The organism is Pandoraea capi, from assembly GCF_902459735.1.
Taxonomy (GTDB): Bacteria; Pseudomonadota; Gammaproteobacteria; order Burkholderiales; family Burkholderiaceae; genus Pandoraea; species Pandoraea capi.
The window spans coordinates 663,361-688,570 of record NZ_CABPRV010000001.1; the positions used below are offsets into that span (position 1 = coordinate 663,361).

22 protein-coding genes are annotated in these 25,210 nt (G+C 63.5%); 16 read left to right on the forward strand and 6 right to left on the reverse strand.

Annotated elements, in window-relative coordinates; translation table 11 throughout:
- Positions 1-29 precede the first annotated feature (29 nt).
- Genes PCA20602_RS02940 through PCA20602_RS02950 form a run of 3 tightly spaced genes read right to left on the reverse strand, consistent with a single transcriptional unit; the run spans position 30 to position 4,813 of the window.
- The gene (locus PCA20602_RS02940) at positions 30-1,574 is read right to left on the reverse strand and encodes a SpoVR family protein (protein ID WP_150719873.1); all 1,545 of its coding nucleotides are present in this window, start codon (positions 1,572-1,574) and stop codon (positions 30-32) included.
- 35 nt (positions 1,575-1,609) lie between these two features.
- Positions 1,610-2,872 (reverse strand): YeaH/YhbH family protein, encoded by a 1,263-nt coding sequence (locus PCA20602_RS02945; RefSeq protein WP_150719874.1) that lies wholly within the window; start codon positions 2,870-2,872, stop codon positions 1,610-1,612.
- 18 nt (positions 2,873-2,890) lie between these two features.
- The gene (locus PCA20602_RS02950) at positions 2,891-4,813 is read right to left on the reverse strand and encodes a PrkA family serine protein kinase (protein WP_069342466.1); all 1,923 of its coding nucleotides are present in this window, start codon (positions 4,811-4,813) and stop codon (positions 2,891-2,893) included.
- 1,085 nt (positions 4,814-5,898) lie between these two features.
- On the opposite strand from PCA20602_RS02950, the gene PCA20602_RS02955 reads away from it, so the two are divergent.
- From PCA20602_RS02955 to gloA, 15 genes are all read left to right on the forward strand, one after another.
- Positions 5,899-6,699, forward strand: a complete 801-nt coding sequence (locus PCA20602_RS02955) for a metal ABC transporter ATP-binding protein (protein WP_174980740.1) — start codon at positions 5,899-5,901, stop codon at positions 6,697-6,699.
- Positions 6,696-7,559: a metal ABC transporter permease gene (locus tag PCA20602_RS02960; RefSeq protein ID WP_150719876.1), complete on the forward strand. Its 864-nt coding sequence runs from the start codon at positions 6,696-6,698 to the stop codon at positions 7,557-7,559. Before PCA20602_RS02955 ends, PCA20602_RS02960 begins: the two co-directional genes overlap by 4 nt.
- Positions 7,560-7,570: 11 nt before the next feature.
- Positions 7,571-8,551, forward strand: coding sequence for a metal ABC transporter substrate-binding protein (locus PCA20602_RS02965; RefSeq protein ID WP_150719877.1), 981 nt, complete (start codon positions 7,571-7,573; stop codon positions 8,549-8,551).
- A gap of 193 nt (positions 8,552-8,744) precedes the next feature.
- Positions 8,745-10,088 (forward strand): tRNA (N6-isopentenyl adenosine(37)-C2)-methylthiotransferase MiaB, encoded by a 1,344-nt coding sequence (gene miaB / locus PCA20602_RS02970; RefSeq protein ID WP_069342463.1) that lies wholly within the window; start codon positions 8,745-8,747, stop codon positions 10,086-10,088.
- A gap of 108 nt (positions 10,089-10,196) precedes the next feature.
- A complete protein-coding gene (locus tag PCA20602_RS25890) occupies positions 10,197-11,282 on the forward strand; it encodes a PhoH family protein (RefSeq protein ID WP_343031976.1) in 1,086 nt (361 codons plus the stop codon).
- The gene (gene ybeY, locus PCA20602_RS02980; protein WP_150719878.1) at positions 11,279-11,782 is read left to right on the forward strand and encodes an rRNA maturation RNase YbeY; all 504 of its coding nucleotides are present in this window, start codon (positions 11,279-11,281) and stop codon (positions 11,780-11,782) included. The genes PCA20602_RS25890 and ybeY overlap by 4 nt, the downstream gene beginning before the upstream one ends.
- A 56-nt stretch (positions 11,783-11,838) precedes the next feature.
- On the forward strand, positions 11,839-12,534 hold the full coding sequence (locus tag PCA20602_RS02985) for a gamma-glutamylcyclotransferase (RefSeq protein ID WP_150719879.1): 696 nt from the start codon (positions 11,839-11,841) through the stop codon (positions 12,532-12,534).
- A 172-nt stretch (positions 12,535-12,706) separates the two neighbouring features.
- Positions 12,707-13,582 (forward strand): CorC family transporter, encoded by an 876-nt coding sequence (locus tag PCA20602_RS02990; RefSeq protein ID WP_150719880.1) that lies wholly within the window; start codon positions 12,707-12,709, stop codon positions 13,580-13,582.
- A 17-nt stretch (positions 13,583-13,599) separates the two neighbouring features.
- A complete protein-coding gene (gene lnt / locus PCA20602_RS02995; RefSeq protein ID WP_150719881.1) occupies positions 13,600-15,156 on the forward strand; it encodes an apolipoprotein N-acyltransferase in 1,557 nt (518 codons plus the stop codon).
- A gap of 216 nt (positions 15,157-15,372) precedes the next feature.
- A complete protein-coding gene (glyQ, locus tag PCA20602_RS03000) occupies positions 15,373-16,311 on the forward strand; it encodes a glycine--tRNA ligase subunit alpha (protein WP_069341019.1) in 939 nt (312 codons plus the stop codon).
- On the forward strand, positions 16,308-18,428 hold the full coding sequence (glyS, locus tag PCA20602_RS03005; protein ID WP_150719882.1) for a glycine--tRNA ligase subunit beta: 2,121 nt from the start codon (positions 16,308-16,310) through the stop codon (positions 18,426-18,428). Before glyQ ends, glyS begins: the two co-directional genes overlap by 4 nt.
- 27 nt (positions 18,429-18,455) lie before the next feature.
- Complete coding sequence (gene gmhB, locus PCA20602_RS03010) at positions 18,456-19,040, forward strand: D-glycero-beta-D-manno-heptose 1,7-bisphosphate 7-phosphatase (RefSeq protein WP_150719883.1); 585 nt, start codon at positions 18,456-18,458, stop codon at positions 19,038-19,040.
- A gap of 81 nt (positions 19,041-19,121) precedes the next feature.
- Positions 19,122-19,916: a lysophospholipid acyltransferase family protein gene (locus tag PCA20602_RS03015; protein WP_150719884.1), complete on the forward strand. Its 795-nt coding sequence runs from the start codon at positions 19,122-19,124 to the stop codon at positions 19,914-19,916.
- 114 nt (positions 19,917-20,030) lie between these two features.
- Positions 20,031-20,924, forward strand: coding sequence for a M48 family metallopeptidase (locus PCA20602_RS03020; RefSeq protein ID WP_174980770.1), 894 nt, complete (start codon positions 20,031-20,033; stop codon positions 20,922-20,924).
- Positions 20,925-21,057: 133 nt separating this feature from the next.
- Positions 21,058-21,459: a lactoylglutathione lyase gene (gloA, locus tag PCA20602_RS03025; protein WP_150719885.1), complete on the forward strand. Its 402-nt coding sequence runs from the start codon at positions 21,058-21,060 to the stop codon at positions 21,457-21,459.
- A 171-nt stretch (positions 21,460-21,630) separates the two neighbouring features.
- Here the strand turns inward: gloA and PCA20602_RS03030 are convergent, their stop codons facing one another.
- A complete protein-coding gene (locus PCA20602_RS03030) occupies positions 21,631-22,074 on the reverse strand; it encodes a rubredoxin (protein ID WP_150719886.1) in 444 nt (147 codons plus the stop codon).
- Between the two features lie 284 nt (positions 22,075-22,358).
- Here PCA20602_RS03030 and PCA20602_RS03035 point away from each other — a divergent pair, with 284 nt between their 5' ends.
- Complete coding sequence (locus PCA20602_RS03035; RefSeq protein ID WP_150719887.1) at positions 22,359-23,249, forward strand: DMT family transporter; 891 nt, start codon at positions 22,359-22,361, stop codon at positions 23,247-23,249.
- Here PCA20602_RS03035 and rsmA read toward each other — a convergent pair.
- On the reverse strand, positions 23,224-24,057 hold the full coding sequence (gene rsmA, locus PCA20602_RS03040) for a 16S rRNA (adenine(1518)-N(6)/adenine(1519)-N(6))-dimethyltransferase RsmA (protein ID WP_150719888.1): 834 nt from the start codon (positions 24,055-24,057) through the stop codon (positions 23,224-23,226). The two genes, PCA20602_RS03035 and rsmA, sit on opposite strands and share 26 nt — an antisense overlap.
- A gap of 16 nt (positions 24,058-24,073) precedes the next feature.
- Positions 24,074-25,171: a 4-hydroxythreonine-4-phosphate dehydrogenase PdxA gene (gene pdxA, locus PCA20602_RS03045; protein WP_150719889.1), complete on the reverse strand. Its 1,098-nt coding sequence runs from the start codon at positions 25,169-25,171 to the stop codon at positions 24,074-24,076.
- Between the last annotated feature and the right edge of the window lie 39 nt (positions 25,172-25,210).

Here is a 25,210-nt window from a genome sequence, read left to right on the forward strand (position 1 = left end):
CCTTGTCTCGCAGCGACATCATTCGAGCGTCAGGCACTCAGCGCATAGCGCCGCCGCTTCTCGACCTTGGTCTCATGCGTCATCTCGTTGCGACCGTCCTCAAAGACAGTCTCCAGCCGCACCGTGAATCCCCACAGACGCGCCACGTGCTTGAGCACCTCCTCGAAGCTGTCGTCAAGTGGCTTACGCTCGCTCTGCACGTGACGCAGTGTGAGCGACCGGTCCCCATGCAGATCGACGTGCGCGACCTGAATGTTCGGTTCGAGCTGACTGAGGTTGTACTGCTGCGCGAGCATCTCGCGAATCTCGCGATAGCCGGTATCGTTGTGGATGGCGGTCACGCGCAGCCGACTGTCACGATCGTCATCAAGTACCAAGAACAGCTTGAGGTCGCGAATGACCTTGGGCGAGAGGAACTGCTGAATGAAGCTCTCGTCCTTGAAGTTGCGCATCGCAAAGTCGAGCGTCTTCAGCCAGTCCGAGCCTGCGATATCCGGCGCCCATTGACGATCCTCTTGCGTCGGTTCCTCGCACATGCGACGAATGTCCTGGAACATCGCGAAGCCCAGCGCATACGGATTCAGACCGCTGTAGTATGGACTATCGAACGACGGTTGATAGACCACGTTCGTATGCGCGTGCAGGAACTCCATCATGAAGGCGTCATTGACGAGCTTCTCCTTGTAGAGCTGCTGGAGAATCGTGTAATGCCAGAACGTCGCCCAGCCTTCGTTCATGACCTTCGTCTGACGCTGCGGATAGAAGTACTGCGCGAGCTTGCGCACGATGCGCACGATCTCGCGCTGCCACGGCGCGAGCTTCGGGGCGTTCTTCTCGAAGAAGTACAGCAGGTTCTCCTGCGGTTCGCCCGGGAATGGCGGCTCGTCGGAATCGGTCGGATCGAGGCCGTCGTCTTCATCGTCGTCGTGCAGCGCGTGATTCGGCAGCGTGCGCCACAGATCGTTGATCTGCATCTGCAAATAGTTCTCGCGCTCCTTCTGCCGCGCCTGCTCCTGCGCGAGCGACAACCGTTTGGGTCGCTTGTAGCGATCCACGCCGTAGTTCATCAGCGCATGGCAGGAGTCGAGCAGCAGCTCCACGGACTGCTCGCCGTAGCGTTGCTCGCACTCGGTGATGTAGTTGCGCGCGAACAGCAGGTAATCGACGATAGCGTCGGCGCTGGTCCACGTGCGAAAAAGGTAATTGCCCTTGAAGAACGAGTTGTGACCGTAGCTGGCATGCGCGATGGTCAGCGCCTGCATGGTCATGCTGTTCTCCTCCATCAGATACGCGATGCAGGGATTCGAGTTGATGACGATCTCGTACGCGAGCCCCATCTGCCCGCGCTTGTATCCGCGCTCGGACGACAGGAAGTGCTTGCCGTACGACCAGTGGTGATAGCCGATGGGCAGACCGACGGTCGCGTAGGCGTCGAGCATCTGCTCGGCGGTGATGATCTCGATTTGATTCGGATACGTGTCGAGCTTGAAGTTCGACGCGATACGCGCGATCTCATGCTCGTATCGCTGAATCAGTTCGAACGTCCATTCCGATCCGGTGGAGATATACGCCATGATGCGTCCTCGTTGTAGTACCGGCGGGACGGTTTTCAGGCCGCCTTCTTCTTGAACAGGTCGTGCAGCACCGGATAGATTTCAGCGGCTTCCATGATGCGTTGCATCGCGAAATTCGGGTGCTGCTGCTTGACCGACAGGTATTCGTTCCACAGATTCTGCGGCTCCGCGCTCGCCACCTCCACGTAGGCGAAGTACTGCACGGCCGGCATGATCGACTGCATCAGAATGTCGCGGCAGATGGGCGAATCCCCGTCCCAGTTGTCGCCGTCGGAAACCTGCGCGCCATAGATGTTCCAGTCGCTCGGCGAGTACCGGTCTGCAATGATCTCGTTCATCAGCTTGAGCGCGCTGGAGACCACCGTACCGCCCGATTCCCGCGCATAGAAGAAGTCGTCTTCATTGACTTCCTTGGCCGTGGTGTGGTGACGGATGAGCACCAGATCGATGCGCTCGTAGTTATGCCGCAGGAACAGATAGAGCAGCATGAAGAAACGCTTGGCCAGATCCTTGCGGCTCTGATCCATGGAGCCCGAGACGTCCATCAGGCAGAACATGACGGCCTGCGCTTGCGGGCGCGGCTGCATGATCCGGTTCGAATACCGCAGATCGAGCTTTTCGATGTACGGGATCGCCTCGACACGCGTGCGCAGATGCGTAATCTCGTGGGCCAGCGCCATGGCGCGCTGCGACGTATCGCCCTCGCGCGAGACGATGTCCGCGTACTCGGCCTCAAGCTCGCGCAACTGTTTGCGATACGGGGCGGTAAGCGCGATGCGGCGGCCCAGCGAGCTGCGCATCGTGCGAATGACGTTGAGGTTCGACGGCGTGCCGTCGATGGAATAGCCCGCGCGGACCTTGCGGAACTCCGGAATTTGCGCGAGCCGGCGTTTCGCGAGGTCCGGCAGCGCCATGTCCTCGAAGAAGAATTTCAGGAACTCCTCGCGCGAGAGGTTGAAAACGAAATCGTCCTCGCCCTCTCCCGAGTCGCTGGCGCGGCTGCCGCCGCCCCCTGCGCCCGATGGCGGACGTTCGAAGTTGTCGCCCACCACGAACTCGCGATTGCCGGGGTGCACCATCTCCCGTCGCCCGCCGGGCCCGTGGTGGAACAACGGTTCCGAAATGTCCTTGACCGGGATCGAGACCTGTCCGCTGCCATCGATATCGGTGATCTTGCGCCCAGACACCGCCTTCGCTACCGCGCGGCGAATCTGATCGCGGTAGCGTTTGATAAAGCGCTGCTGGTTGATGGCGCTTTTGTTCTTGCCGTTTTGCCGTCTGTCGATGATTGCTGACATAGTGGCCCCGATTGGTTGCTACGAGGATTTGCGCACGCGCAGATACCATTCCACAAGCAGGCGAACCTGCTTCGGGGTATAGCCCTTTTCCACCATACGGTTGACGAAGTTGGCGTGCTTTTCCTGATCCTCCTTGGACGACTTCGCATTGAACGAAATCACCGGCAGCAGATCCTCGGTGGTCGAGAACATGCGCTTCTCGATGACGGCCCGCAGCTTCTCGTAACTCGTCCAGAGCGGATTCTTGCCCGCGTTGTTGGCGCGCGCGCGCAGTACGAAGTTGACGATCTCGTTGCGGAAGTCCTTCGGGTTGGTGATCCCGGCCGGTTTTTCGACTTTCTCCAGTTCGTCGTTGAGCGCGGTACGGTCGAGAATTTCGCCGGTGTTCGGGTCGCGATACTCCTGATCCTGAATCCACAGATCCGCAAAGTTCACATACCGATCGAAGATGTTCTGACCGTACTCGGAATACGATTCCAGATAAGCGGTCTGAATCTCCTTGCCGATGAACTCCACGAACGGCGCGGTCAGATACTCCTTGATGTAGGAGAGATAGCGCTTCTCGACTTCGCCCGCATACTGCTCACGCTCGATTTGCTGTTCGAGCACATACAGCATGTGCACTGGGTTGGCCGCGACTTCGGTGTTATCGAAGTTGAAGACCTTAGAGAGCACCTTGAAGGCGAAACGCGTGGACATGCCCGTCATCCCTTCGTCCACCCCAGCGTAGTCGCGGTACTCCTGATACGACTTGGCCTTGGGGTCGATGTCCTTGAGGTTTTCACCGTCGTAGACACGCACCTTGGAGAAGATGTTGGAATTCTCGGGCTCTTTCAGGCGGGTGAGCACCGCGAACTGGGCGAGCATCTTGAGCACGTTCGGCGCGCGCGGGGCGTTGGCGAGCGAACTGTTTTTCACCAGCTTCTCGTAGATCTTCACCTCGTCGGTCACGCGCAGGCAGTACGGCACCTTCACGATGTAGATACGATCGAGGAAAGCCTCGTTGTTGCGGTTGCCCTTGAAACTCTGCCATTCCGCTTCGTTCGAGTGAGCGAGCACGATACCGTCGAACGGAATCGCACCGAACCCTTCCGTCCCCTTGTAGTTGCCTTCCTGTGTCGCAGTCAGCAATGGGTGAAGCACCTTGATCGGCGCCTTGAACATTTCGACGAATTCGAGCAGCCCACGGTTGGCCAGGCACAAACCGCCGGAGTAGGAATAGGCGTCCGGATCGTCCTGCGGGTACTCCTCGAGCTTGCGGATGTCGACCTTGCCGACCAGCGACGAGATGTCCTGGTTGTTTTCGTCACCCGGCTCGGTCTTGGCAATCGCGATCTGCTGGAGCACCGACGGGCGCACCTTCACCACGCGGAACTTCGTGATATCGCCGTTGAACTCGTTAAGACGCTTGGTGGCCCACGGCGACGGAATCGTATTGAGATAGCGCAACGGAATACCGAAGTCCTCTTCCAGAATCTTGCCGTCTTCCTCTGAGGAGAACAGGCCCAGAGGCGACTCGTGCACTGGCGATCCCTTCAGGCAATAGATGGGGACGTCTTCCATCAATACCTTGAGCTTCTCGGCCAGCGACGACTTGCCGCCGCCCGGGGGCCCGAGTAGATACAGAATCTGTTTGCGTTCTTCGAGTCCTTGCGCCGCGTGTTTGAAGAACGAGACGATTTGCTCGATCGTGTCTTCCATGCCGTAGAAGTCACGGAAGGCAGGATAGATCTTGATGATCTTGTTGGAGAACAGCCGCGAGAGTCGCGGGTCGTGATGCGTATCGATCAGCTCAGGCTCACCGATGGCGCGCAACATGCGCTCGGCTGCCGTCGCGTACGCAGTCGAGTCCTTCTTACAGATCTCCAGATATTCCTGGATGCTGTATTCCTCTTCCCTGCGTGCTTCGAAACGTGTCGTGTAGTGGCTGAAAATATCCATATGCCTCACCCCCCGCTTCATCGGAAAACATCGCGATGCGATGCCCGCTCTGTTGCCTAAGACCCGGATGACTGCGCAATGGTTTCGACCTGGCTCACTGCATGCCGGAGCGACTTACGCGAAACCTTTCGCACTGTCCCCTCCCTCACATGAACGACTCAAAATCGGTTTAGGTTGACTTTAAACTTGTCACTGAAAATTGCAACCGTTAACTCATCATATGCACAAACAAAAAAACTGTCGCTAGATATTTTCCGCAGCGCTAAGCATTCTCGATAACCCGCATGCAGCAAGGGTTTCCACGACCTCTACGCATTGCGCACGTCACGCCAGACAGGTCAAAATTCGAGCGACTTTTCGCGTCTTCACCCACGCATTGCGCACTCGGGTTTGCCTGCATTCGATCACGTTCGCGCATCTGCGTTACTTACTAAGGAATCCTATCTATCCAATAGAATTTCTTACTGCGACACGATGATTGACGTGCAATGTTTTCGGGAAAAAAAGTGGGTGGCCCATCGACGTCGACGAAGCCGAAGACGTGGGCGCGAGAGGCCTGCTTTCCTGTCGAAGCGTCGCGGCTGCGCGAAGTCGCGAAGGTCGTGCGATCGACATGCGCCAATGCATCTGCAACGGCATGTTCGTCGCAAGCGGAAAGTCAAAAGCGGATGGATGTCTGAGCGGGCTCACCTCCTCCTTGCAAATCGCCGATCTCTGGAATGAAGCGAACAACGTGCCAGACGACCGAGTTCGAAACCATGTTACGCCGGTTCGCCAAAATCTGCTGCGCGGATATGTAACGTGATGTGACCCTGTCCGCGATGCCCTCGCGCGCATCCCGCAGCGCCGCCGACGGGCGTCCGCATGCCCCGGGCGGTTTCATGCAATAATGCAACTTTGTTGCATTTGCGTCCTATTTGATACACAGTTGCAGACTGTGTCGGGGCCTCGCCCATTCCCTTATCCATGATTCGCTTCTCCGTTTGGCTCTACCGTCTCGCTGGCTGGGAGCGCACGGCACTTACGCTGCTCGTGCTCATCCCCCTTTGGGCGCTCGTTTTCTGGGCGCTGAGAGGGGTCGCCTCGTGATCGGCTGCCAGGATCTCTGCGTCCAGTTCGGCCCGAACGTCGCGCTCGCAGGCGTGAGCGCCACCTTCGCGCCCGGCGTGCTCTCGGCCGTCGTCGGCCCGAACGGCGGCGGCAAGACCACCCTGCTTCGCTCGCTTGCGGGGCTGCAAAAGGCATCCAGCGGCAGCATCGTCAGCGATGGCCCCGTGGCCTACCTGTCGCAGCGGCCCGAAACGGATCATCGCTTTCCGATGTGCGTGGAAGAATATGTGCTGACGGGCACGTGGCGTCGCACCGGCGACGCCCGCCGCCTGGGACGCGACGAGTTCGATCGCGCGCTGGACGCACTGGCCCGCGTGGGCCTCGCCGACAAGCGGGCGCAGGCGCTCGAAGCCTTGTCCGGCGGACAATGGCAGCGTGCCCGCTTCGCGCGTCTGATCGTGGAAGACGCGCCGATCGTTTTGCTGGACGAACCCCTCACCGGCATCGACGTGCCCTCGGCGGAACTGTTGCTGGCCCTGCTGGACCAATGGCGCAACGAGGGACGCACCGTCGTTGCCGTCCTTCACGATCTACCGCTGGTGCTGGAGCGTTTCGCGCATGTCGCCGTGATGGCTGGTCGGCTGGTCGCCTCGGGCGCGCCCGCAGACTGTCTGCACGCCGGATTTCCATCGGCCGACGCGGCCAGTGGTACCGGCGGTGGCACGCACGTCGGCTTGTCGGGCGCGGGCGGTTACACCGCGTTCGCTGCGAATCAAGGGGCGCAGGCGCGCCCGGCGGCGTCCGCCAACCTCTCTGCGCCGGGAGGTCGTCGGTGAGCGCCTTGCTGAACCTCATCGTCGGACCGTTCGCGGAATTCGACTTCATGCGGCACGCCCTCGTCGGGAGTCTGGCGCTTTCGCTCGGTTGCACGCCCGTGGGCGTGTTTTTGCTGCTGCGCCGCATGAGCCTGATGGGCGACTCGCTCTCGCACGCCGTGTTGCCCGGCGCCGCCGTGGGCTATCTGATCGGCGGCCTGTCGCTGCCGTGGATGGCCGGAGGCGGCATGGTGGCGGGCCTGCTCGTCGCCCTGCTCGCAGGGCTGTCGAGCCGTCGCACACGGCTGGACGAAGGGGCGTCGTTCGCCGGCTTCTACCTGCTGGCGCTCGCCGGCGGCGTGGTGATCGTCTCCAAATGGGGCAACAGCGTCGACCTGATGAACCTGCTGTTCGGTTCGGTGCTCGCGGTCGACGACCCGTCGCTGATATTGGTGGCCGCCATCACGACCGTGACGCTGCTCTGGTTCGGTTGGCACTATCGCGGGCTCGTGCTCGACAGCGCCGACCCGACCTTCCTCGGCCAGCGCAACGGGCGCGGCGTGATGCGCTATCACCTCGGCTTCACGGTGCTGACGGTGATGAACCTCGTTGCGGGCTTTCAGGCGATGGGCACGCTCATGGCCGTGGGGCTGATGATGCTGCCGGCCGCCACGGCCCGCCTCGTCGCCCGAACCCTGCCCGGCATGTTGCTGAGCGCGTGGCTGGTGGCCAGCGCATCGAGCGTGATCGGGCTGCTGATTTCGTATTACCTGGCTTGCCCATCCGGGCCGGCCATCGTATTGACGGCAGGTGTCGCCTATCTGGGCGCGCTGCTTGTTTCGCCGGGCGGTGCAAGTACTGCCAAAGCGCCGGCGCTTTGAGAGAGGGAAACATGTTCGGATTGGGTAAGGGCGCCAAACGCTTTAGCGGCATCAGCGGCGCCAGTAGTGTCAGCGGCAGTCTCCGTAGCAAGTCGTGGTTCGGCGCAGGCCTCTTCGCCGCCCTGTTCGCGCTGACCCTGGCATTCGCCGGCCCGGCGCGGGCGCAGGACACGCGCCTGCCGGTCGGCGTGAGCTTCAGCATTCTGTCGGACATCGTCAAAGCCGTCGGCGGCGACCGGATCGACGTCACCACGCTGGTCGGCCCGGATCAGGACACCCACACCTACGAGCCGACCCCGGCTGACGTTGCCAAGCTTGCCGGCACCAAGCTGTTCTTCGTGAACGGCCTGGGTTTTGAAGGCTGGCTGCCCCGTCTGATGAAGTCGAGCCACTATTCCGGCCAGCTCGTCACGGTCACGAAGGGCCTCAAGCCCCGCACGATGGAGGACGACGGCAAGACGATCACGGATCCGCACATGTTTCAGGATCCCGAGCGCGTGAAGACCATGGTGGACAACATCGCGGCCGCCCTCTCGCAAGCTGACCCGGCCGGCGCGCCTTACTATGCCGCGCGCGCCCAAAACTACCGTGTCGCGCTCGACGAGGTGATCGCCTGGGCCAAGAAGCAGCTGGCCTCGATTCCGCCGTCACGCCGCGTGGTGCTGACCTCGCACGACGCCTTCGGCTACCTCGGCATGCGCTTCGACATCAAATTCCTCGCCCCGGAAGGCGTGTCGACGGAAAGCGAAGCCAGCGCCCGCGACGTCGCCAACCTGATCCGCGTGATCCGCAAGACGGGCATCAAGGCGGTATTCATGGAGAACATCTCCAATCCGCGACTGGTCGAACGCATTGCGCACGACGCCAAGGTGACGGTCGACGGCAAGCTGTACTCCGACGCCCTGTCGAAGAATCCGGAAGCGACGACCTACCTCCAGTTGTTCCAGTACAACATCCGGGCGCTGGCCACGGCGATGAAGGACAACCGCTGAGCCCTGACGGGCGCGCCCTTCCCCGCTCCTCCTCGGTGCACGCGGTATAATGCGTGCACCACACACCGGCCCCACGACGGAGGTCCGGACAGGCCGGCTATGCCGGCTTTTGCGTTTGGTTGCGTTTGAATTTCGCTCGAATTTCATGATTACCGACGCCCCCAGGTCAACCACTGCGAACGGCGCACACTCCATGGCAAAAAAGATTTACATCAAGACGTTCGGCTGTCAGATGAACGAGTACGACTCCGACAAGATGGCGGACGTGCTCGGCGCGGCTGAAGGCCTCGAAAAGACCGACACCCCCGAAGACGCCGACGTCATCCTGTTCAACACCTGCTCCGTGCGCGAAAAGGCGCAGGAAAAGGTGTTCTCGGATCTGGGCCGCATGCGCGCCCTCAAGGAAATCAAGCCGGATCTGGTGATCGGCGTCGGCGGCTGCGTCGCCAGTCAGGAAGGCGCGGCCATCGTGCAGCGCGCCCCTTACGTGGACGTGGTGTTCGGCCCGCAAACGCTGCACCGTCTGCCGCAGATGCTCGAAGCGCGGCGCTCGACCGGCCGCTCGCAGGTCGACATCTCCTTCCCGGAAATCGAAAAGTTCGACCACCTGCCGCCGGCCAAGGTCGAAGGCGCCACGGCGTTCGTCTCGATCATGGAAGGTTGCTCGAAGTATTGCAGCTACTGCGTGGTGCCTTACACGCGCGGCGACGAAGTCTCGCGTCCGTTCGAAGACGTGCTCACCGAGATTGCCGGGCTGGCCGAACAGGGCGTGCGTGAAATCACGCTGCTGGGCCAGAACGTGAACGCCTATCGCGGCCTGATGGCCGACGGCGAGATCGCCGACTTCGCGCTGCTCATCGAATACGTGGCCGAAGTGCCCGGTATCGAGCGCATTCGCTACACGACCAGCCACCCGAAGGAATTCACGCAGCGTCTGATCGACACCTACGCCAAGGTGCCCAAGCTCGTGAGCCATCTGCACCTGCCCGTGCAGCACGGCGCGGACCGCGTGCTCTCGGCCATGAAGCGCGGTTACACGGTGCTGGAGTACAAGTCGATCATCCGTCGCCTGCGTCAGGTGCGTCCGGACATGTCGATGTCGTCGGACTTCATCGTCGGCTTCCCCGGCGAGACGGAAGAGGATTTCGACAAGCTCATGGCGATGATCCACGACATCGGCTACGACACCAGCTTCTCGTTCATCTACAGCCCGCGCCCCGGCACGCCCGCCGCGAACCTGCAGGACGATACGCCGCGCGAAGTGAAACTGCGCCGTCTGCAGCACTTGCAGGCCGTGATCGAAGAAAACGCAGCACGCATCAGCCAGCGCATGGTCGGCTCGCGTCAGCGCATTCTGGTCGAAGGCGTTTCGCGCAAGGACCCGAACGAACTGCAAGGCCGCACCGAAAACAACCGCGTGGTCAACTTCCCGGCGCCCGAGGCACAACGCGCGGGCCTGATCGGTCAGATGACCGACGTCGTGATCACGTTCGCCTATCCGCACTCGCTGCGCGGCGAACTGGTCGTCACGCATTGAATATGGGACCGGCGGGGCGTATCAAGCCACCACAAGCCACGGTTGGCATCGCTGCCCCGTCACCGCCAAGCCATCGAACGACCTGAACAGGCAAACGACCGGATCATCTTGAAAGCACCCGTCCAAGAATTCACCGCTCCGCGCGACGACAATCGCCGTCTGGCCAATCTCTGCGGCCCGCTCGACGAAAACCTGCGTCAGATCGAACAGGCGCTCGACGTCTCGATCACCCGTCGCGGCCATCGTTTCTCCATTCGAGGCAAGAGTGCCGCCGTCGCCACGCAGGCGCTCGAGAGTTTCTACAATCGCGCAACCGAAGCACTCTCTGTCGACGACATCCAGCTCGGACTCGTGGAAACGCGTCAGGGCCTCGCGCCGAGCGTGCGTCATGGCGACGACAACCCGTTCGCCGCCGGTGAGACGGAAGACGGCTCGCCCGTGCTGCACACGCGTCGCAGCGACCTGCACGGCCGCACGCCCGCCCAGCGCGACTACCTCAAGCAGATCCTGTCGCACGACGTGACGTTCGGCATCGGCCCGGCCGGTACCGGCAAGACGTATCTCGCCGTGGCCTGCGCCGTCGACGCCCTGGAGCGCGACGCCGTCAAGCGCATCGTGCTCACGCGCCCGGCCGTGGAAGCGGGCGAGCGCCTGGGCTTCCTGCCCGGCGATCTGGCACAGAAGGTCGATCCGTATCTGCGCCCGCTGTACGACGCGCTGTACGACCTGCTCGGCTTCGACAAGACGCAGAAGTATTTCGAGAAGCAGATGATCGAGATCGCGCCGCTGGCCTACATGCGCGGCCGTACGCTCAATCATGCGTTCATTATTCTCGACGAGGCGCAGAACACCACGCCCGAGCAGATGAAGATGTTCCTCACGCGTATCGGTTTCGGCAGCAAAGCCGTGGTGACCGGCGATACCACGCAGGTCGACCTGCCGCGCGGGCAAAAGAGCGGCCTGATGGAAGCGCAGGTGATCCTGAAGAACGTTCGCGGCATCGCCATGACGCGCTTCACCAGCGTGGACGTGGTGCGTCACCCGCTGGTCGCACGCATCGTCGAAGCGTACGACGAACACGCGCAACATCTGGAAGCCGGGCTCGATCTGCCGGCCTCGGAGTCGCGCGGTGATCGCACGGGTCACGCCTCGCGCGCCTCACGTGCATCAAGCACGGCCGGAGGCAAGGCATGAGCGGTCGGCCCGCCCGCCACTCGCTCACGCTGACGAACCAGTTCGTGGCGGGGCCCGCGTTCGCGTCGCACAAGGCGCTGCTCTCGCGCACCGCCGTGCGCCGCTGGGTGCAGGCCGCGCTGCTCGCCGACGCCGAACTGACGCTGCGCTTCGTCGACGCCGACGAAGGTCAGACGCTCAATCGCGGCTATCGCGGCAAGGACTACGCGACCAATGTGCTGACGTTCGCCTACGCGCAGGACGAAAGCGATCCGGTCACGGGCGACATCGTGCTGTGTTGCCCGGTGGTCGAGCGCGAGGCAAACGAGCAAGGCATTTCGCTCGAAGCGCATTACGCGCACCTGATCGTGCATGGCGTGCTGCACGCGCAAGGCTACGATCACGAGGAAGACGACGAAGCGCAGGAGATGGAAGGCCTCGAGACGGAGATTCTCGCCGGACTCGGTTACGCCGATCCGTATGCGTCGGAGAAGTCGGCGACAAAAGCCCGTCGCACCTGACCGAGCCCCTGCCCCCAGCCCCCCCTCCAAGCTCCTTAAGCCCCCCAATACGCCCTATGGACCGCATTCCCGACCGACCGGACGCCCCTGACGCCAGCGACAGCGCGCAGACCAGCACGTCGAGCGGCCCGGGATGCACGCGTTATCCGCCGGACCTCGGCGCCTCCCGTCATCTGACACAAGAAGAAATGAGCCAGTCGCTCGACGCCGCGCTCGTCGACTGGGACGGCCGCGAGGACCTTTGGATCTTCGCGTATGGCTCGCTCATCTGGAATCCCGGCATGCCCGTCGAAGAAAGCCATCACGCGCGCGTGCATGGCTATCACCGGGGGTTGTATCTGTGGTCGCGCGTCAATCGCGGCACGCCCGAACAACCGGGGCTGGTGCTGGCACTGGACCGGGGCGGCTCGTGCGCCGGCGTGGCCATGCGGCTGGCCGCGCGTCACGCGCGCACCGAACTCGAAACGCTCTGGTATCGCGAAATGGCCATGGGGTCGTACCGTCCGATGTGGCTGAATTGCCAACTGGCGGACGGCCGCGCCAAGCCGGGGCTGGCGTTCGTCATGCGGCGCGAAGCCGTGAGCTACGCAGGACGCCTGTCCGACGACATCGTGCGGCAGGTCTTCGATCAGGCGCAGGGACGCTACGGCACCACGCACGATTACGTCGCCCGGACCGTCAAGGCGCTGCGCGAAGCGGGCATGCCCGACCTCGCGCTAGAGGCGTTGCTGCACCGCTGCGGTGCAAGATAAGCCCCCGGATTGTCGCGAGCGGGCGACGGAAACGTCCTGAAATATGCGCAACGGCGCAGCACGCCCGGACGACGCCCTCCCACACACCGCCTGACGCGGCGATGCCGCACATCTGGTGTATCCTTGAGCTTCCTGTAACAGCTCGGCGTCCGCCCAACTTGGACGCGCCGTCATGAACGACCCTTATCCCAGTCGACCCGGTCGAAAAAACACCGAAAAACCTCGCTCTCTGCTCGAACGCCTCACCGATCTGATTTCCCCGGAGCCGGAGTCGCGCGCAGAGTTGCTCGAAATTCTGCAAGACGCCCACGCCCGTAACCTGATGGACGCCGATTCTCTGGCGATGATCGAGGGCGTATTCCAGGTGGCCGATCTGTGCGCCCGCGACATCATGGTGCCGCGCGCGCAAATGGACGCCATCAACATCGAACAGACCCCCGAAGCATTCATGCCGTTCGTACTGGAACAGGCGCACTCGCGCTATCCGGTCTATGAAGGCAATCGCGACAACATCATCGGCATTCTGCTCGCCAAGGATCTGTTGCGTTACTACGCGAATCATGATTTCGACGTGCGCGACATGCTGCGCCCGGCCGTGTTCATTCCGGAGTCGAAGCGTCTGAACGTGCTGCTGCACGACTTCCGCGTCAATCGCAATCACATCGCCATCGTCGTGGACGAATACGGCGGTGTGGCGGGTCTCATCACGATCGAAGACGTGCTCGAACAGATCGTCGGCGACATCGAGGACGAGTACGACTTCGATGAAGAAGAAGACAACATCATCGCTGCGCCCGACGGGACATATCGCATTCGCGCGCTCACGGAAATCGAGCAGTTCAACGAAGCGTTCGGCACCCAGTTCCACGATGACGAGAACGACACGATCGGCGGTATGATCACGCACCAGTTCGGCCGTGTGCCACGCCGGGGTGAGCGTATGCGCATCGGCAATCTCGTGTTCGAGGTGCTGCGCGCCGACGGCCGTCAGGTCCACATGCTGCTGTTGCGGCGCGTGGAACCGGCACCGGCCATCGAAGCCGAGTAACTCCCATTCATCGATCCATGCAGGAAATGACCGTCCACGCGCCCGAGCGGCGCTCGTGGCTGGCCTGGCGTGCCCGAGTGCTCGCCGGTCTGGCCGGTATCGCGCAAACCCTGGCCTTCGCCCCGCGCGATCTCTGGTGGCTGCAACTGCTCGCCATGGCAGGTCTGTTTGCGCTCGTCGAGCGCAGCGCCTCGCGACGTCACGCGCTCTGGCTGGGCGGCAGTTTCGGGCTCACGTCGTTCGTCTCCGGCATCTGGTGGCTCTACATCAGCATGCATACCTACGGCGGCATGCCCGGCGCCATGGCCGGCGCCGCCGTCGTGCTGTTCTCGATCTACCTCGCGATCTATCCCGCGCTCGCCGCCTTCGTCACGCGCTCGGTCACGGCGACCGGCCCCTGGCGTGTGCTCGCCTTCGCAGGCGCCTGGACGCTCGCCGAATGGCTGCGCGGCACCGTCTTCACCGGCTTTCCCTGGCTCTCCCCCGGTTACGCGCATGTCGACGGCCCGCTCGCAGGTTTCGCGCCGCTGCTCGGCGTGTACGGCATCGCCGGCCTTGCAGCGCTCGCCGCAGCATGGCTCGCTCGCGCGCTCGTTCCCGTCGTGGCGGCAACACGTACGATGCGACGTCTCGTGGCGGTCGTGGGCGTACTCGCATTGATGGGCGTGGGCGCGGGACTGGCGCGTCACGCCTGGACGACGCCGTCGGGTAAGCCGCTCTCGGTACGTCTGCTGCAAGGCAATGTGGCGCAGGACATGAAGTTCGAGCGCGCGGGCATCGACCACGCGATGGCGATGTACCGCGACATGATCGTGGCCGCACCGGCCGACCTCATCATCACGCCGGAGACCGCGTTTCCGGTGCTGCTGCAAGGCATTCCGCCCGAGGTCGCCACGCCGATTCGCGAATTCGTGGACCGTACCGGCTCGCATGTGGTGCTGGGCGCTGTCGGCGCCACGATCACCGATCGCGGCCCGACCGATCTCACCAATAGCCTGTTCGGTGTGACGCCGCGCGATCAGACGCTCTATCGCTACGACAAGCACCACCTCGTGCCCTTCGGCGAATTCGTGCCGTGGGGTTTTCGCTGGTTCGTCGACATGATGCACATCCCGCTGGGTGACTTCCTGCGCGGCACGGCAACGCCGGGCGGCTTCCCGATCCGGGATCAGCGCGTGGCGCTCAACATCTGCTACGAGGACTTGTTCGGCGAGGAAATTGCGCAGGCGCTGCGCAACATGCCGGAACCGGCCACAGTGCTGGCGAACTCGACCAATCTGGCGTGGTTCGGCGACACCATCGCGCTCGACCAGCATTTGCAGATCGCCCGGATGCGCACGCTGGAGACGGGGCGTCCGATGCTGCGGGCGACGAACACGGGCGCCACCGCCATCATCGACGCGCACGGCAAGGTGCAGGGACGTCTGCCCGCCATGACCGTGGGTACGCTCACCGGCAACGTACAACCGTACAGCGGCCTCACCCCGTACGTGCGCTTCGGCAACGTGCCCGCACTGGTGCTCGCCCTTATCGCACTCGGCCTCGGTCTGGCCATGACGCGCCGCGCGCGCTGAGCGGCGATCCGGGCATCGACGCGCCAGCGCCATCCATGGAAACGACATCGGGGGATGTGAAAATCTCCCCGTCGTAACATCCCGGGGCCATCAGCGCCCCGCGCGGGTCGAATTCCCGCTAAAATTCAACGTTTTAGTCTTTCGGCCGCGCTCGCGGCCGGGCCGGAAGACTGCGCAAAATCCGCATATTTTCCTGTTCGTCCGCGCGAATTCATCATGCTTACCTTTCAACAAGTCATCCTGACGTTGCAGGATTACTGGGACAAGCAAGGCTGTGCGTTGCTCCAGCCTTACGACATGGAGGTCGGCGCCGGTACCTCGCACACTGCCACGTTCCTGCGCGCGATCGGCCCGGAGCCGTGGCGCGCCGCCTATGTGCAGCCGTCGCGCCGTCCCAAGGATGGCCGTTACGGTGAGAATCCGAACCGCATGCAGCACTACTACCAGTATCAGGTGGTGCTCAAGCCGGCCCCGGAAAACATCCTCGACCTGTACCTGGGCTCGCTGCGCGCGCTCGGCCTCGACCTGACCGAAAACGACGTGCGCTTCGTCGAAGACGACTGGGAAAATCCCACGCTCGGCGCCTGGGGTCTGGGCTGGGAAGTCTGGCTCAACGGCATGGAAGTCACGCAGTTCACCTACTTCCAGCAAGTCGGCGGCCTCGACTGCAAGCCGGTGCTCGGCGAAATCACGTACGGTATCGAGCGTCTGGCCATGTATCTGCAACAGGTCGAGAACGTCTACGACCTCGTGTGGACGGAATGGGAAGAGCAAACGGTCGACGGCCCGGTCAAGCGCCGCCTGACGTATGGCGACGTGTTCCATCAGAACGAAGTCGAGCAGTCGACGTATAACTTCGAGCACTCGAACCAGCCGATGCTCTTCAGCTTCTTCGACAACTACGAGAGCGAAGCGAAGCGTCTGATCGAAGCCGAACTGGCGCTGCCCGCCTACGAGATGATTCTCAAGGCCGCACACACCTTCAACCTGCTCGACGCGCGCGGCGCCATTTCGGTGACCGAGCGTGCGGCGTACATCGGCCGTATCCGCGCGTTGTCGCGTCTGATCGCACAGGCCTACTACGCTTCGCGCGAAAAGCTCGGCTTCCCGATGCTGAACGCCCCCGCCGCAAAAACTCAAACGCAAGCCGCATGATGAGCACCGCACAACGCACCCTGCTGGTCGAACTGCTGACCGAAGAACTGCCGCCGAAGGCACTGGCGCGTCTCGGTGACGCGTTTGCCGACGGTATCGCCAACGGCCTGCGCTCGCGCGGTCTCGTGACCGAAGCGAGCGTCGTCACGTCGTTCGCCACGCCGCGCCGTCTGGCCGTGTCGATCACGAACGTGCTCGACCGCGCCCCGGACGCCACCATTCGCGCCAAGGTCCTGCCGGTGTCCGTCGCGCTCGACGCCAACGGCAACCCCACGCCGCCGCTCGCGAAGAAACTCGCTGCGATGGGCTTCGCCGACCTGCCGGTCGCAAGCCTGGAACGCGCCATGGACGGCAAGGCCGAAGCCTTCTTCCACACCTACACCGCCGCCGGCGCCCAACTGGCCGACGCGCTGCAAGCCTCGCTCGACGAAACGCTGGGCAAGCTGCCGATTCCGAAGGTGATGAGCTATCAGCGTCCCGATGGCGAGACGGTGCAGTTCGTGCGGCCGGTGCATGGTCTGATCGCCCTGCACGGCGACACGATCGTGCCGGCGACGGCCATCGGCCTCGCCTCCGGCAACAAGACGCAAGGCCACCGCTTCCTGTCGAAGGGTGAAGTCACGGTCGCGAACGCCGACGCCTACGCTGCCACGCTGGAGGCCGAAGGCAAGATCGTCGCCAGTTTCTCGGGCCGTCGCGACGCGATTCGCGAGCGTCTGCTCGCCGCTGCCGGCAACGATCACGTGGTGATGCCCGATTCGCTGCTCGACGAAGTGACCGCCCTCGTCGAATGGCCCGCAATCTACGCCTGCCATTTCGAGAAGGAATTCCTGGCCGTGCCGCAGGAATGTCTGATTCTCACGATGCAGACGAACCAGAAATACTTCGCGCTCACCGACAAGCCGCTCGCCGACGGCGGCCGTCTGACGAACCGCTTCCTGATCGTCTCCAACATCGAGACGAGCCAGCCCGAGCAGATCGTGACGGGTAACGAGCGTGTGGTGCGCCCGCGTCTGGCCGATGCGAAGTTCTTCTTCGAGCAGGACAAGAAGAAGCCGCTCGCCGATCGTGTGCCGCTGCTCGCGAACGTCGTCTATCACAACAAGCTGGGCTCGCAGTTCGAGCGCACGCAGCGTCTGGTGAAGCTCGCCGGCGCGATCGCGCACATGATCGGCGCCGACGCGAACGGCGTGAAGCTCGCTGAGCGCGGCGCGCTGCTCGCCAAGGCCGACCTGCTGACCGACATGGTCGGCGAGTTCCCGGAACTGCAAGGCACGATGGGCACGTACTACGCGCGTCACGACGGCGAAGACACCGACGTCGCGCTCGCTTGCTCGGAACACTATCAGCCGCGCTTCGCCGGCGACGCCCTGCCCGCCAGCCAGACCGGCACCGTAGTGGCGCTGGCCGACAAACTCGAAACGCTCGTGGGCATCTGGGGCATCGGCCTGCAACCGACGGGTGAGAAGGACCCGTTCGCACTGCGTCGTCATGCACTCGGTATCGTGCGCATGCTCATCGAGAAGCGTCTGCCGGCCATGCTGCCGGAACTGCTGCACGTCACGTACAAGCAGTTCACGACGGGCGTGGCCGATTCCGCGTATCTGGGCGACGTCTACCAGTTCGTGCTCGACCGTCTGCGCGGCTACCTGCGTGAGCAAGGCTACGCCGCGAACGAGATCGAAGCCGTGCTGGCCGATCAGCCGAAGTATCTGGGCGATCTGATCGAGCGTCTGGACGCCGTGCGCGCCTTCTCGGCGCTGCCGCAAGCCGAAGCACTCGCCGCGGCGAACAAGCGTATCGGCAACATCCTGAAGAAGACGGCCCCGCCCGCAGACGGCACGATCTCGCCGGACCTGCTGCTGGAGCCGGCCGAGAAGGCCCTGGCGGCGGCGCTTGAAAAGGTGACGCCGGCCGTGGAGCAGAAGTTCGAGGCACGCGAGTACGCGCAAGCGCTCTCTGCGCTCGCCGAACTGCGCGACGCGGTCGACGCCTTCTTCAACGACGTAATGGTGATGGCCGACGAGGAGGCACTGCGCAACAACCGCCTCGCGTTGCTCAAGAACCTGCACTTCCAGATGAACCGCGTGGCCGATCTCTCGAAGCTCGCCGCGTGATGTTCCAACGAGTCAACTGAGCTACTCATGGATTCGCGCAAAGATCGCACCCTCGGCCCCGCCGCCCGCAAACTCGTGATTCTCGACCGGGACGGCGTCATCAACGTCGACTCGGATCAATTCATCAAGTCGACGGATGAGTGGGTGCCGCTGCCCGGCAGTCTCGAGGCCATCGGCCGGCTCAATCAGGCGGGCTACCGCGTGGTCGTGGCGACGAACCAGTCGGGGGTGGGGCGCGGTCTTTTCGACATGGCGACGCTCGGTGCCATGCACGCGAAGATGTCGAAGCTGGCGGCTGCCGCCGGCGGACGCATCGACGCCGTTTTCTTCTGCCCGCATACCTCGGTCGACGCCTGCGATTGCCGCAAGCCGAAGCCCGGTCTGTTCCAGGAAATTGCGCGTCGCTACGAAGTCGATCTGACCGGCGTGCCGGCCGTGGGCGACTCGCTGCGCGATCTTCAGGCCGCCGCCGCCGTGGGCGCACAACCGCATCTGGTCCTCACCGGCAAAGGCAAGAAGACGCTCGCCGCAGGCAACCTGCCCGACGGCACGCGCGTGCACGATAGTCTCGCGGCTTTCGTCAACGATCTGCTCGCCGACGAAGACGCCTGAGCGCCATCGTCACGATCTCCCGTACTCGCCCGCAAGCCCACCAAGACAACCGCCGCGACGCCCGACTCAGACCCGACGCCCATGCAGCAACTTCGCTCGACTCTCTTCTTCATCTTCCAGATCGTCTGGACGATTCCGTATGCCATCGCGTGCATCGTGTCGTTCCCGTTCCTGACGCGTCACCAGCGCTACTGGTTTGCGGTGGGCTGGTGCAAGGTGGTCACGCGCGTGGGCGACAAGCTCTGTGGCATGCGTTACCGCGTGATCGGCTGGGAGAACCTGCCGAAGACGTCGGTGATTCTGCTCTCGAAGCATCAGTCGGCGTGGGAGACGGTGGCGCTGCCGGCGCTGATGCCGCGGCCGCTGTGCTACGTCTTCAAGCGTGAACTGCTTTACGTGCCGTTCTTCGGCTGGGCGCTGGGTCTGCTGAGCATGATTCACATCGATCGACGCAAGGGCACCGACGCGTTCGCCTCGGTCGTCAAGCAAGGGCGTGATCGACTGGCCGAAGGGAACTGGATCATCATGTTCCCGGAAGGCACACGCACGAAGACCGGTTCGCGCAACAAGTACAAGTCGGGCGGCGCCCGTCTGGCGACGGCCACCGGCACGCCGGTCGTGCCCATCGCCCACAATGCAGGACGTGTCTGGCCGCGCAACTCGTTCCTGAAGTTTCCCGGCGAAGTGATCGTCTCCATCGGACCGGTCATCGAGACGGCAGGCCGCACCGCCGAAGCCGTCAATGCCGACGTCGCCGAGTGGATCGAACGCGAGATGATACGGATCGACCCGGCGGCCTATACGTCGAAACCGAGGGCTGGCGCTTCCGACGCGGGAGACGCTTCAGAGGCCTCCGACGTGAAGCCCCGGACCTGACTGCGCAATACGCGAGACCGTCTCATGTCGAAAGCCCAACCTGCCACTCGCGACCCCCGCCAGACCGGCAACGCACGCGACAGCCGGGACCGGCATGAGACCTCGGCACCCCAGATGGAACTCGACTTGTTCGGCAGTCCTGCCGCCGAAGCCAACGGCGTCGCCACGGATGCCCCTGCGGCGTCTGCCCCGCCGGCCTCGCCGGTGAGCGCGTCCGCCCACCCCAGCACCGCCGACACGCATCTGACGACCTCGCCAGGCAGTGGTCCGCGACGCGCACCGGCCCCGGGCGAGCGCGTCATCATGCTCGACGGCCACGCCCTCTACTACCGGTTCAAGCGCTCCTCACGCCGCACCATCGGTTTCATGATCGACGAATCGGGACTGGCCGTGACGGCCCCTCGCTGGGTGACGATCGCCGATGTCGAAGCCGCTGTCGTCGAGAAGAAGCGCTGGATCTTCAGCAAGATCGCCGAGTTTCGCGAACGCGCGGCGCGACGGGTGATTCCCCGCGTGACATGGGTCGACGGCGCGACGCTGCCGTACCTCGGCCATACGTTGACCGTGCGTCTGGGCGGTCGCGCCGGCGCCGCGCAATACGACATCCATACGCACACGCTGTGGCTCGATCTGCCGCCGCAGGCCGCGTCCGAACAGATGCGCGACCGCGTGCAAGGCTGGCTGCAACAGGAAGCCCGCAAGCTCTTCACCACACGGCTGGAGGTCTACGGCGAGCGTCTTGGCGTGCGCTATACGGCGCTGGGGCTGTCGTCTGCGACCACGCGCTGGGGTAGTTGCAGCGCCGACGGACGCATTCGCCTGAACTGGCGTCTGATCCACTTCCCGCTCGGCGTGATCGACTACGTCGTGGCGCACGAACTGGCGCACTTGAAGGAGATGAACCACGGACCCCGCTTCTGGCAGGCCGTGGCGTCGATCTTCCCGGAATTCGAGGCGGCGCGCGACACGCTCAAATCACACGCGCCCGAGTGGCTGCCGGAATTCTGAGTGGGCGACGGCACGCAAATATCGCAATCTCTCGCTTTTCAAATTCAAAAATCGCTCAACGCAACATGAATGGTGTTCATTTTCATGGCGACGGGTACAATTAAGTTTTCGTTGTCCCCACACTGAAAACACCATGCGAATGCTCCATACCATGCTGCGCGTCGGCGACCTGCAGCGCTCGATCGATTTCTACACGCGCGTGCTCGGCATGCAACTGCTGCGTCAGAGCGAGAACCCTGAGTACAAGTACACGCTGGCGTTCGTCGGCTACGGTTCCGAGTCGGAGAACACCGTGCTCGAACTGACGTACAACTGGGGCGTGGAAAAGTACGAAATCGGCACCGCGTTCGGCCATCTGGCCATCGAAGTCGAAGACGCCTACCTCGCCTGCGATACGATTCGCGCGGCCGGCGGCAAAATCTCGCGTGAAGCCGGTCCGGTCAAGGGCGGCACCACGGTCATCGCCTTCGTCGAAGATCCGGACGGCTACAAAATCGAACTGATCCAGAAGCACTCGAGCAAGGGCGGTCTGTAAGACAGCCGCCATCGGCCGACGGGGCGGGAACACGCCCTGCGGTCGAGCCGACAGGCAGGCCACACCGGCGACGTCGAGCGTTGCGGATGTGGCCGATGTGAAAACGGCCGCCCTGCCCGGGCGGCCGTGTCGTTTGCAACGTCGGCGATCGCACGCGTCCTGCGCAGCGTCTCAGAACTCGACCATCGCGAAATCGTCTTTCCCCACGTCGCACAACGGGCAACGCCAGTCTTGCGGCACATCCTCCCAGCGCGTACCCGGCGCAATCCCATCTTCGGGGTAGCCTGTCGCCTCGTCGTAAATCCATCCGCATATCACGCAGACCCATTGGCGTGACGCGAGCGCCGGCGGCTCGATGGCATGGGATAGCGTCGTGCCAGCGTCTGCGTGTGTCACCTCTGCGGCGGGCGGCACCTGAGGATCGAGCAGCGAGAACGTCAGCGGCGCGTCAGTTCCCGAGGCGTCGTCGGCCGGGCGCGCCAGATGCCTTTGCAGCGCATCGGACAATGCCTGCGCTTCTTCGCGCGTGAGATCGATCCAGAACGGATCGCCGGCTCCGTCGTTGAGTCGTGACGGGGAGAACTGCAATTCAACGGCTGAGCCTTTCTTGTACATGAGCTTCGGTGCTGATCTGGTGCTGAATACGGCGGTAACGAAAAACGAAATCGGGAGGCAAACACGGCCTCGCGGAGGATTCTAGCGCCGCGTGCCAGGCGAATAAACCAGGGATTCGGGGAGACATTGTGCCGTCTGGCAGAACAATGTGCAGATCAAAATCGAACGACAGCCGAGATTACCCGCACTGGCAGCACCAGAATCATGCATGCCCTATCAGGATCGGTGACAATGGTCGGCACTGCGCACCGCGTGCGCGATACATCGCCATCCGAATCAATTCCATGAAAACCACGCCGCGTCCGGTCGACGCCACCGCACTCGCGATCATGCTGGGCCTGTGCATGATCTGGGGCGGCCAGCAGGTCGCCGTCAAACTCGCCGTACCGGTCGTGCCGGCCGTCTTGCAGGCGGGCCTGCGCTCCGTCATTGCCACGCTGCTTGTCGGCGGATGGATGGTGTTGCGGCGTCAGCGCCTGATCACCGGCGACGGCACCCTGCCCGCCGGCATCCTCGCCGGCGTGCTGTTCTCGCTCGAATTCCTCTGCATCTTCGTCGGTCTCACCCACACGACCGCCTCGCGCATGGCGGTCTTCCTCTACTCAGCGCCGTGCTTTACCGCCATCGGGCTGCACTGGACCGTGCCGAGCGAGCGGCTGCGACCGGCGCAATGGCTGGGCATGGCCATCGCGTTCTGCGGCATCGTGGTGGCGTTCTCGGACGGTAGCAGCGCGGATATCGCGAAGACCTGGCCCGGCGATCTGCTGGCGATCCTCGCGGGCATTTTCTGGGGGATGACGACGGTGGTGGTACGGGCGTCTCGGCTGGCAACGGCTGCGCCGTCGAAGACACTGCTGTATCAGCTCGCGGTCTCGGCCGTGCTGCTGTGTCTGCTGGCGCTGGCGACCGGGAATGTGGCCATCGGACCGATGACGGCCACCACGTGGATCAGTCTCGTCTATCAGTCCATTGGCGTGGCGTTTGCGAGCTATCTGATCTGGTTCTGGCTGCTCACGCGTTACAGCGCCGCCCGCCTCGCGTCGTTCTCGTTCCTGAGCCCGCTCTTCGGCGTGACGTTCGGCGTGCTGATTCTCGGCGAGTCGGTCGGCTGGCGCTTCGGCGGCGCCGTCGTGCTCGTCTTCGTCGGGATCAGCCTTGTGAACCGGCGCCGCTGATGGCGCGTGCGAGATTCACGTACTCGTCGACCGGCACATCTTCGGCGCGACGCGTGAGGTCGAAACCGAGCGCGTCGAAATCCACGCGATCCCGATAGCTGTGCAGCGTGTTGCGCAGCATCTTGCGACGCTGCGAAAACGCCTGCGCGACGACCGCTTCGAACACGTCCAGATCGACCTCCGGCAAATCGGCCACCGCACGCGGAATCATCCGCACCACGGCCGAATCGACCTTCGGCGGCGGATTGAACGCCTCGGGCGGCACATCCAGCACCTTGTCCATCCAGTAGCGATACTGAAGCATGACCGACAGGCGGCTGTAGTTGCTCGAGCCCGCGGGCGCCACCATGCGTTCGACCACTTCGTCCTGCAACATGAAGTGCTGGTCGCGCACGAGCGCGGCGTAGCGCATGAGATGGAATAGCAGCGGGCTGGAGATGTTGTACGGCAAGTTGCCGACGATGCGCAGCGGCGCTTCGTCACGACGATCGGCCTGGACGAGCGAGCCGAAGTCGAAGTCGAGCGCGTCGCCCGCATGAACGCTCACGCGCTCACCGAACTTGCGCGTGAGGCGCGTGACCAGATCGCGGTCGAGCTCGACCACATGCAGATGCGCGAGCCATTCGGTCAGCGGCGTCGTCAGCGCGCCGAGACCCGGTCCGATTTCGACCATCAGGTCGTCGGGGCGCGGCGAGATCGCGCTCACGATCGCGTCGATCACGCCCATGTCGACGAGAAAGTTCTGACCAAAACGTTTGCGCGCCACGTGGCCCTGTTGGACGCCCGTGCGCTTCGATGCGCTACTCATGTGAAATTCCTTATGACTACGGCTGGGCGGCGTGCGGGTCGCCGCTCGCACCTGCGGTCAGTTGTGCGTGTGTTGCGGCATTGGCCGCCATCGTCGCGGCGGTGCGCAATGCTTCCAGAAGGCTGCCGCTTTCGGCCTGCCCCGTGCCTGCGAGATCGAGCGCGGTGCCATGATCGACCGACGTGCGGATGATCGGCAAGCCCAGCGTGATATTGACGCCGGCGCCAAAACTGGCGTACTTGAGCACCGGCAAGCCCTGATCGTGGTACATGGCGAGCACGGCGTCGGCCCCTTCGAGGTGACGCGGCTGAAACAGCGTATCGGCCGGATACGGGCCACGCGCGTCGATGCCGACGGCATGCGCATCGTCCAGCGCCGGGGTGATGACGTCGATCTCCTCGCGCCCGAGATAGCCCGACTCCCCCGCATGCGGGTTGAGGCCGGTCACGAGAATGCGCGGACGTGTCACGCCGAAATAGCGCATCAGGTCCTGATGGAGGATGACGAGCGTTTGCAGCAGTTCGTCGCGACGGATCGCACCGGGCACCTGCGCCAGCGGCAGATGCGTGGTGGCCAGCGCGACGCGCAGCCCGCCCCCGGCGAGCATCATCACCACGCGCGGCGTGCCCGTACGCTCAGCGAGATACTCGGTGTGTCCGGTGAAGGCAACGCCGCAATCGTTGATCGTGCTCTTTTGCAGCGGCGCCGTGACCACAGCATCGTAGGCACCGGCCATGGCGCCGTCGATGGCGTCGTCGAGCAACGCCAGTACGTAACGGCCGTTGGCGGCGTCGAGTTGCCCCGGCGTGACGGGCACCGCAAGCGGGTGATGCACGACGCGCACACGGCCATCGGCGAGCAACTGCTGCCAAGCGTCGCCCAACCCCACGGCCTGCGCCCGCGTGGCGAGCAACGAGGCATCGCCGAGCACGGCAAACCGGCATCGGGCGAGCAAAGCGTCGGGCGGGGAAGAAGCCGGCGAGGAAGCCGGGAAAGCGGCGGAAGTCTCCGGGACAGCGAGGCACTTCACGAGCGCCTGCACCGTCAACTCCGGCCCGACGCCCGCCGGTTCACCCGTGGTGATGGCGAGAACGAAGGACCGGTCCGAAGTCATGCCTGAAAAGAGAATGGAGTCGAGGAACGTCTCACGCGG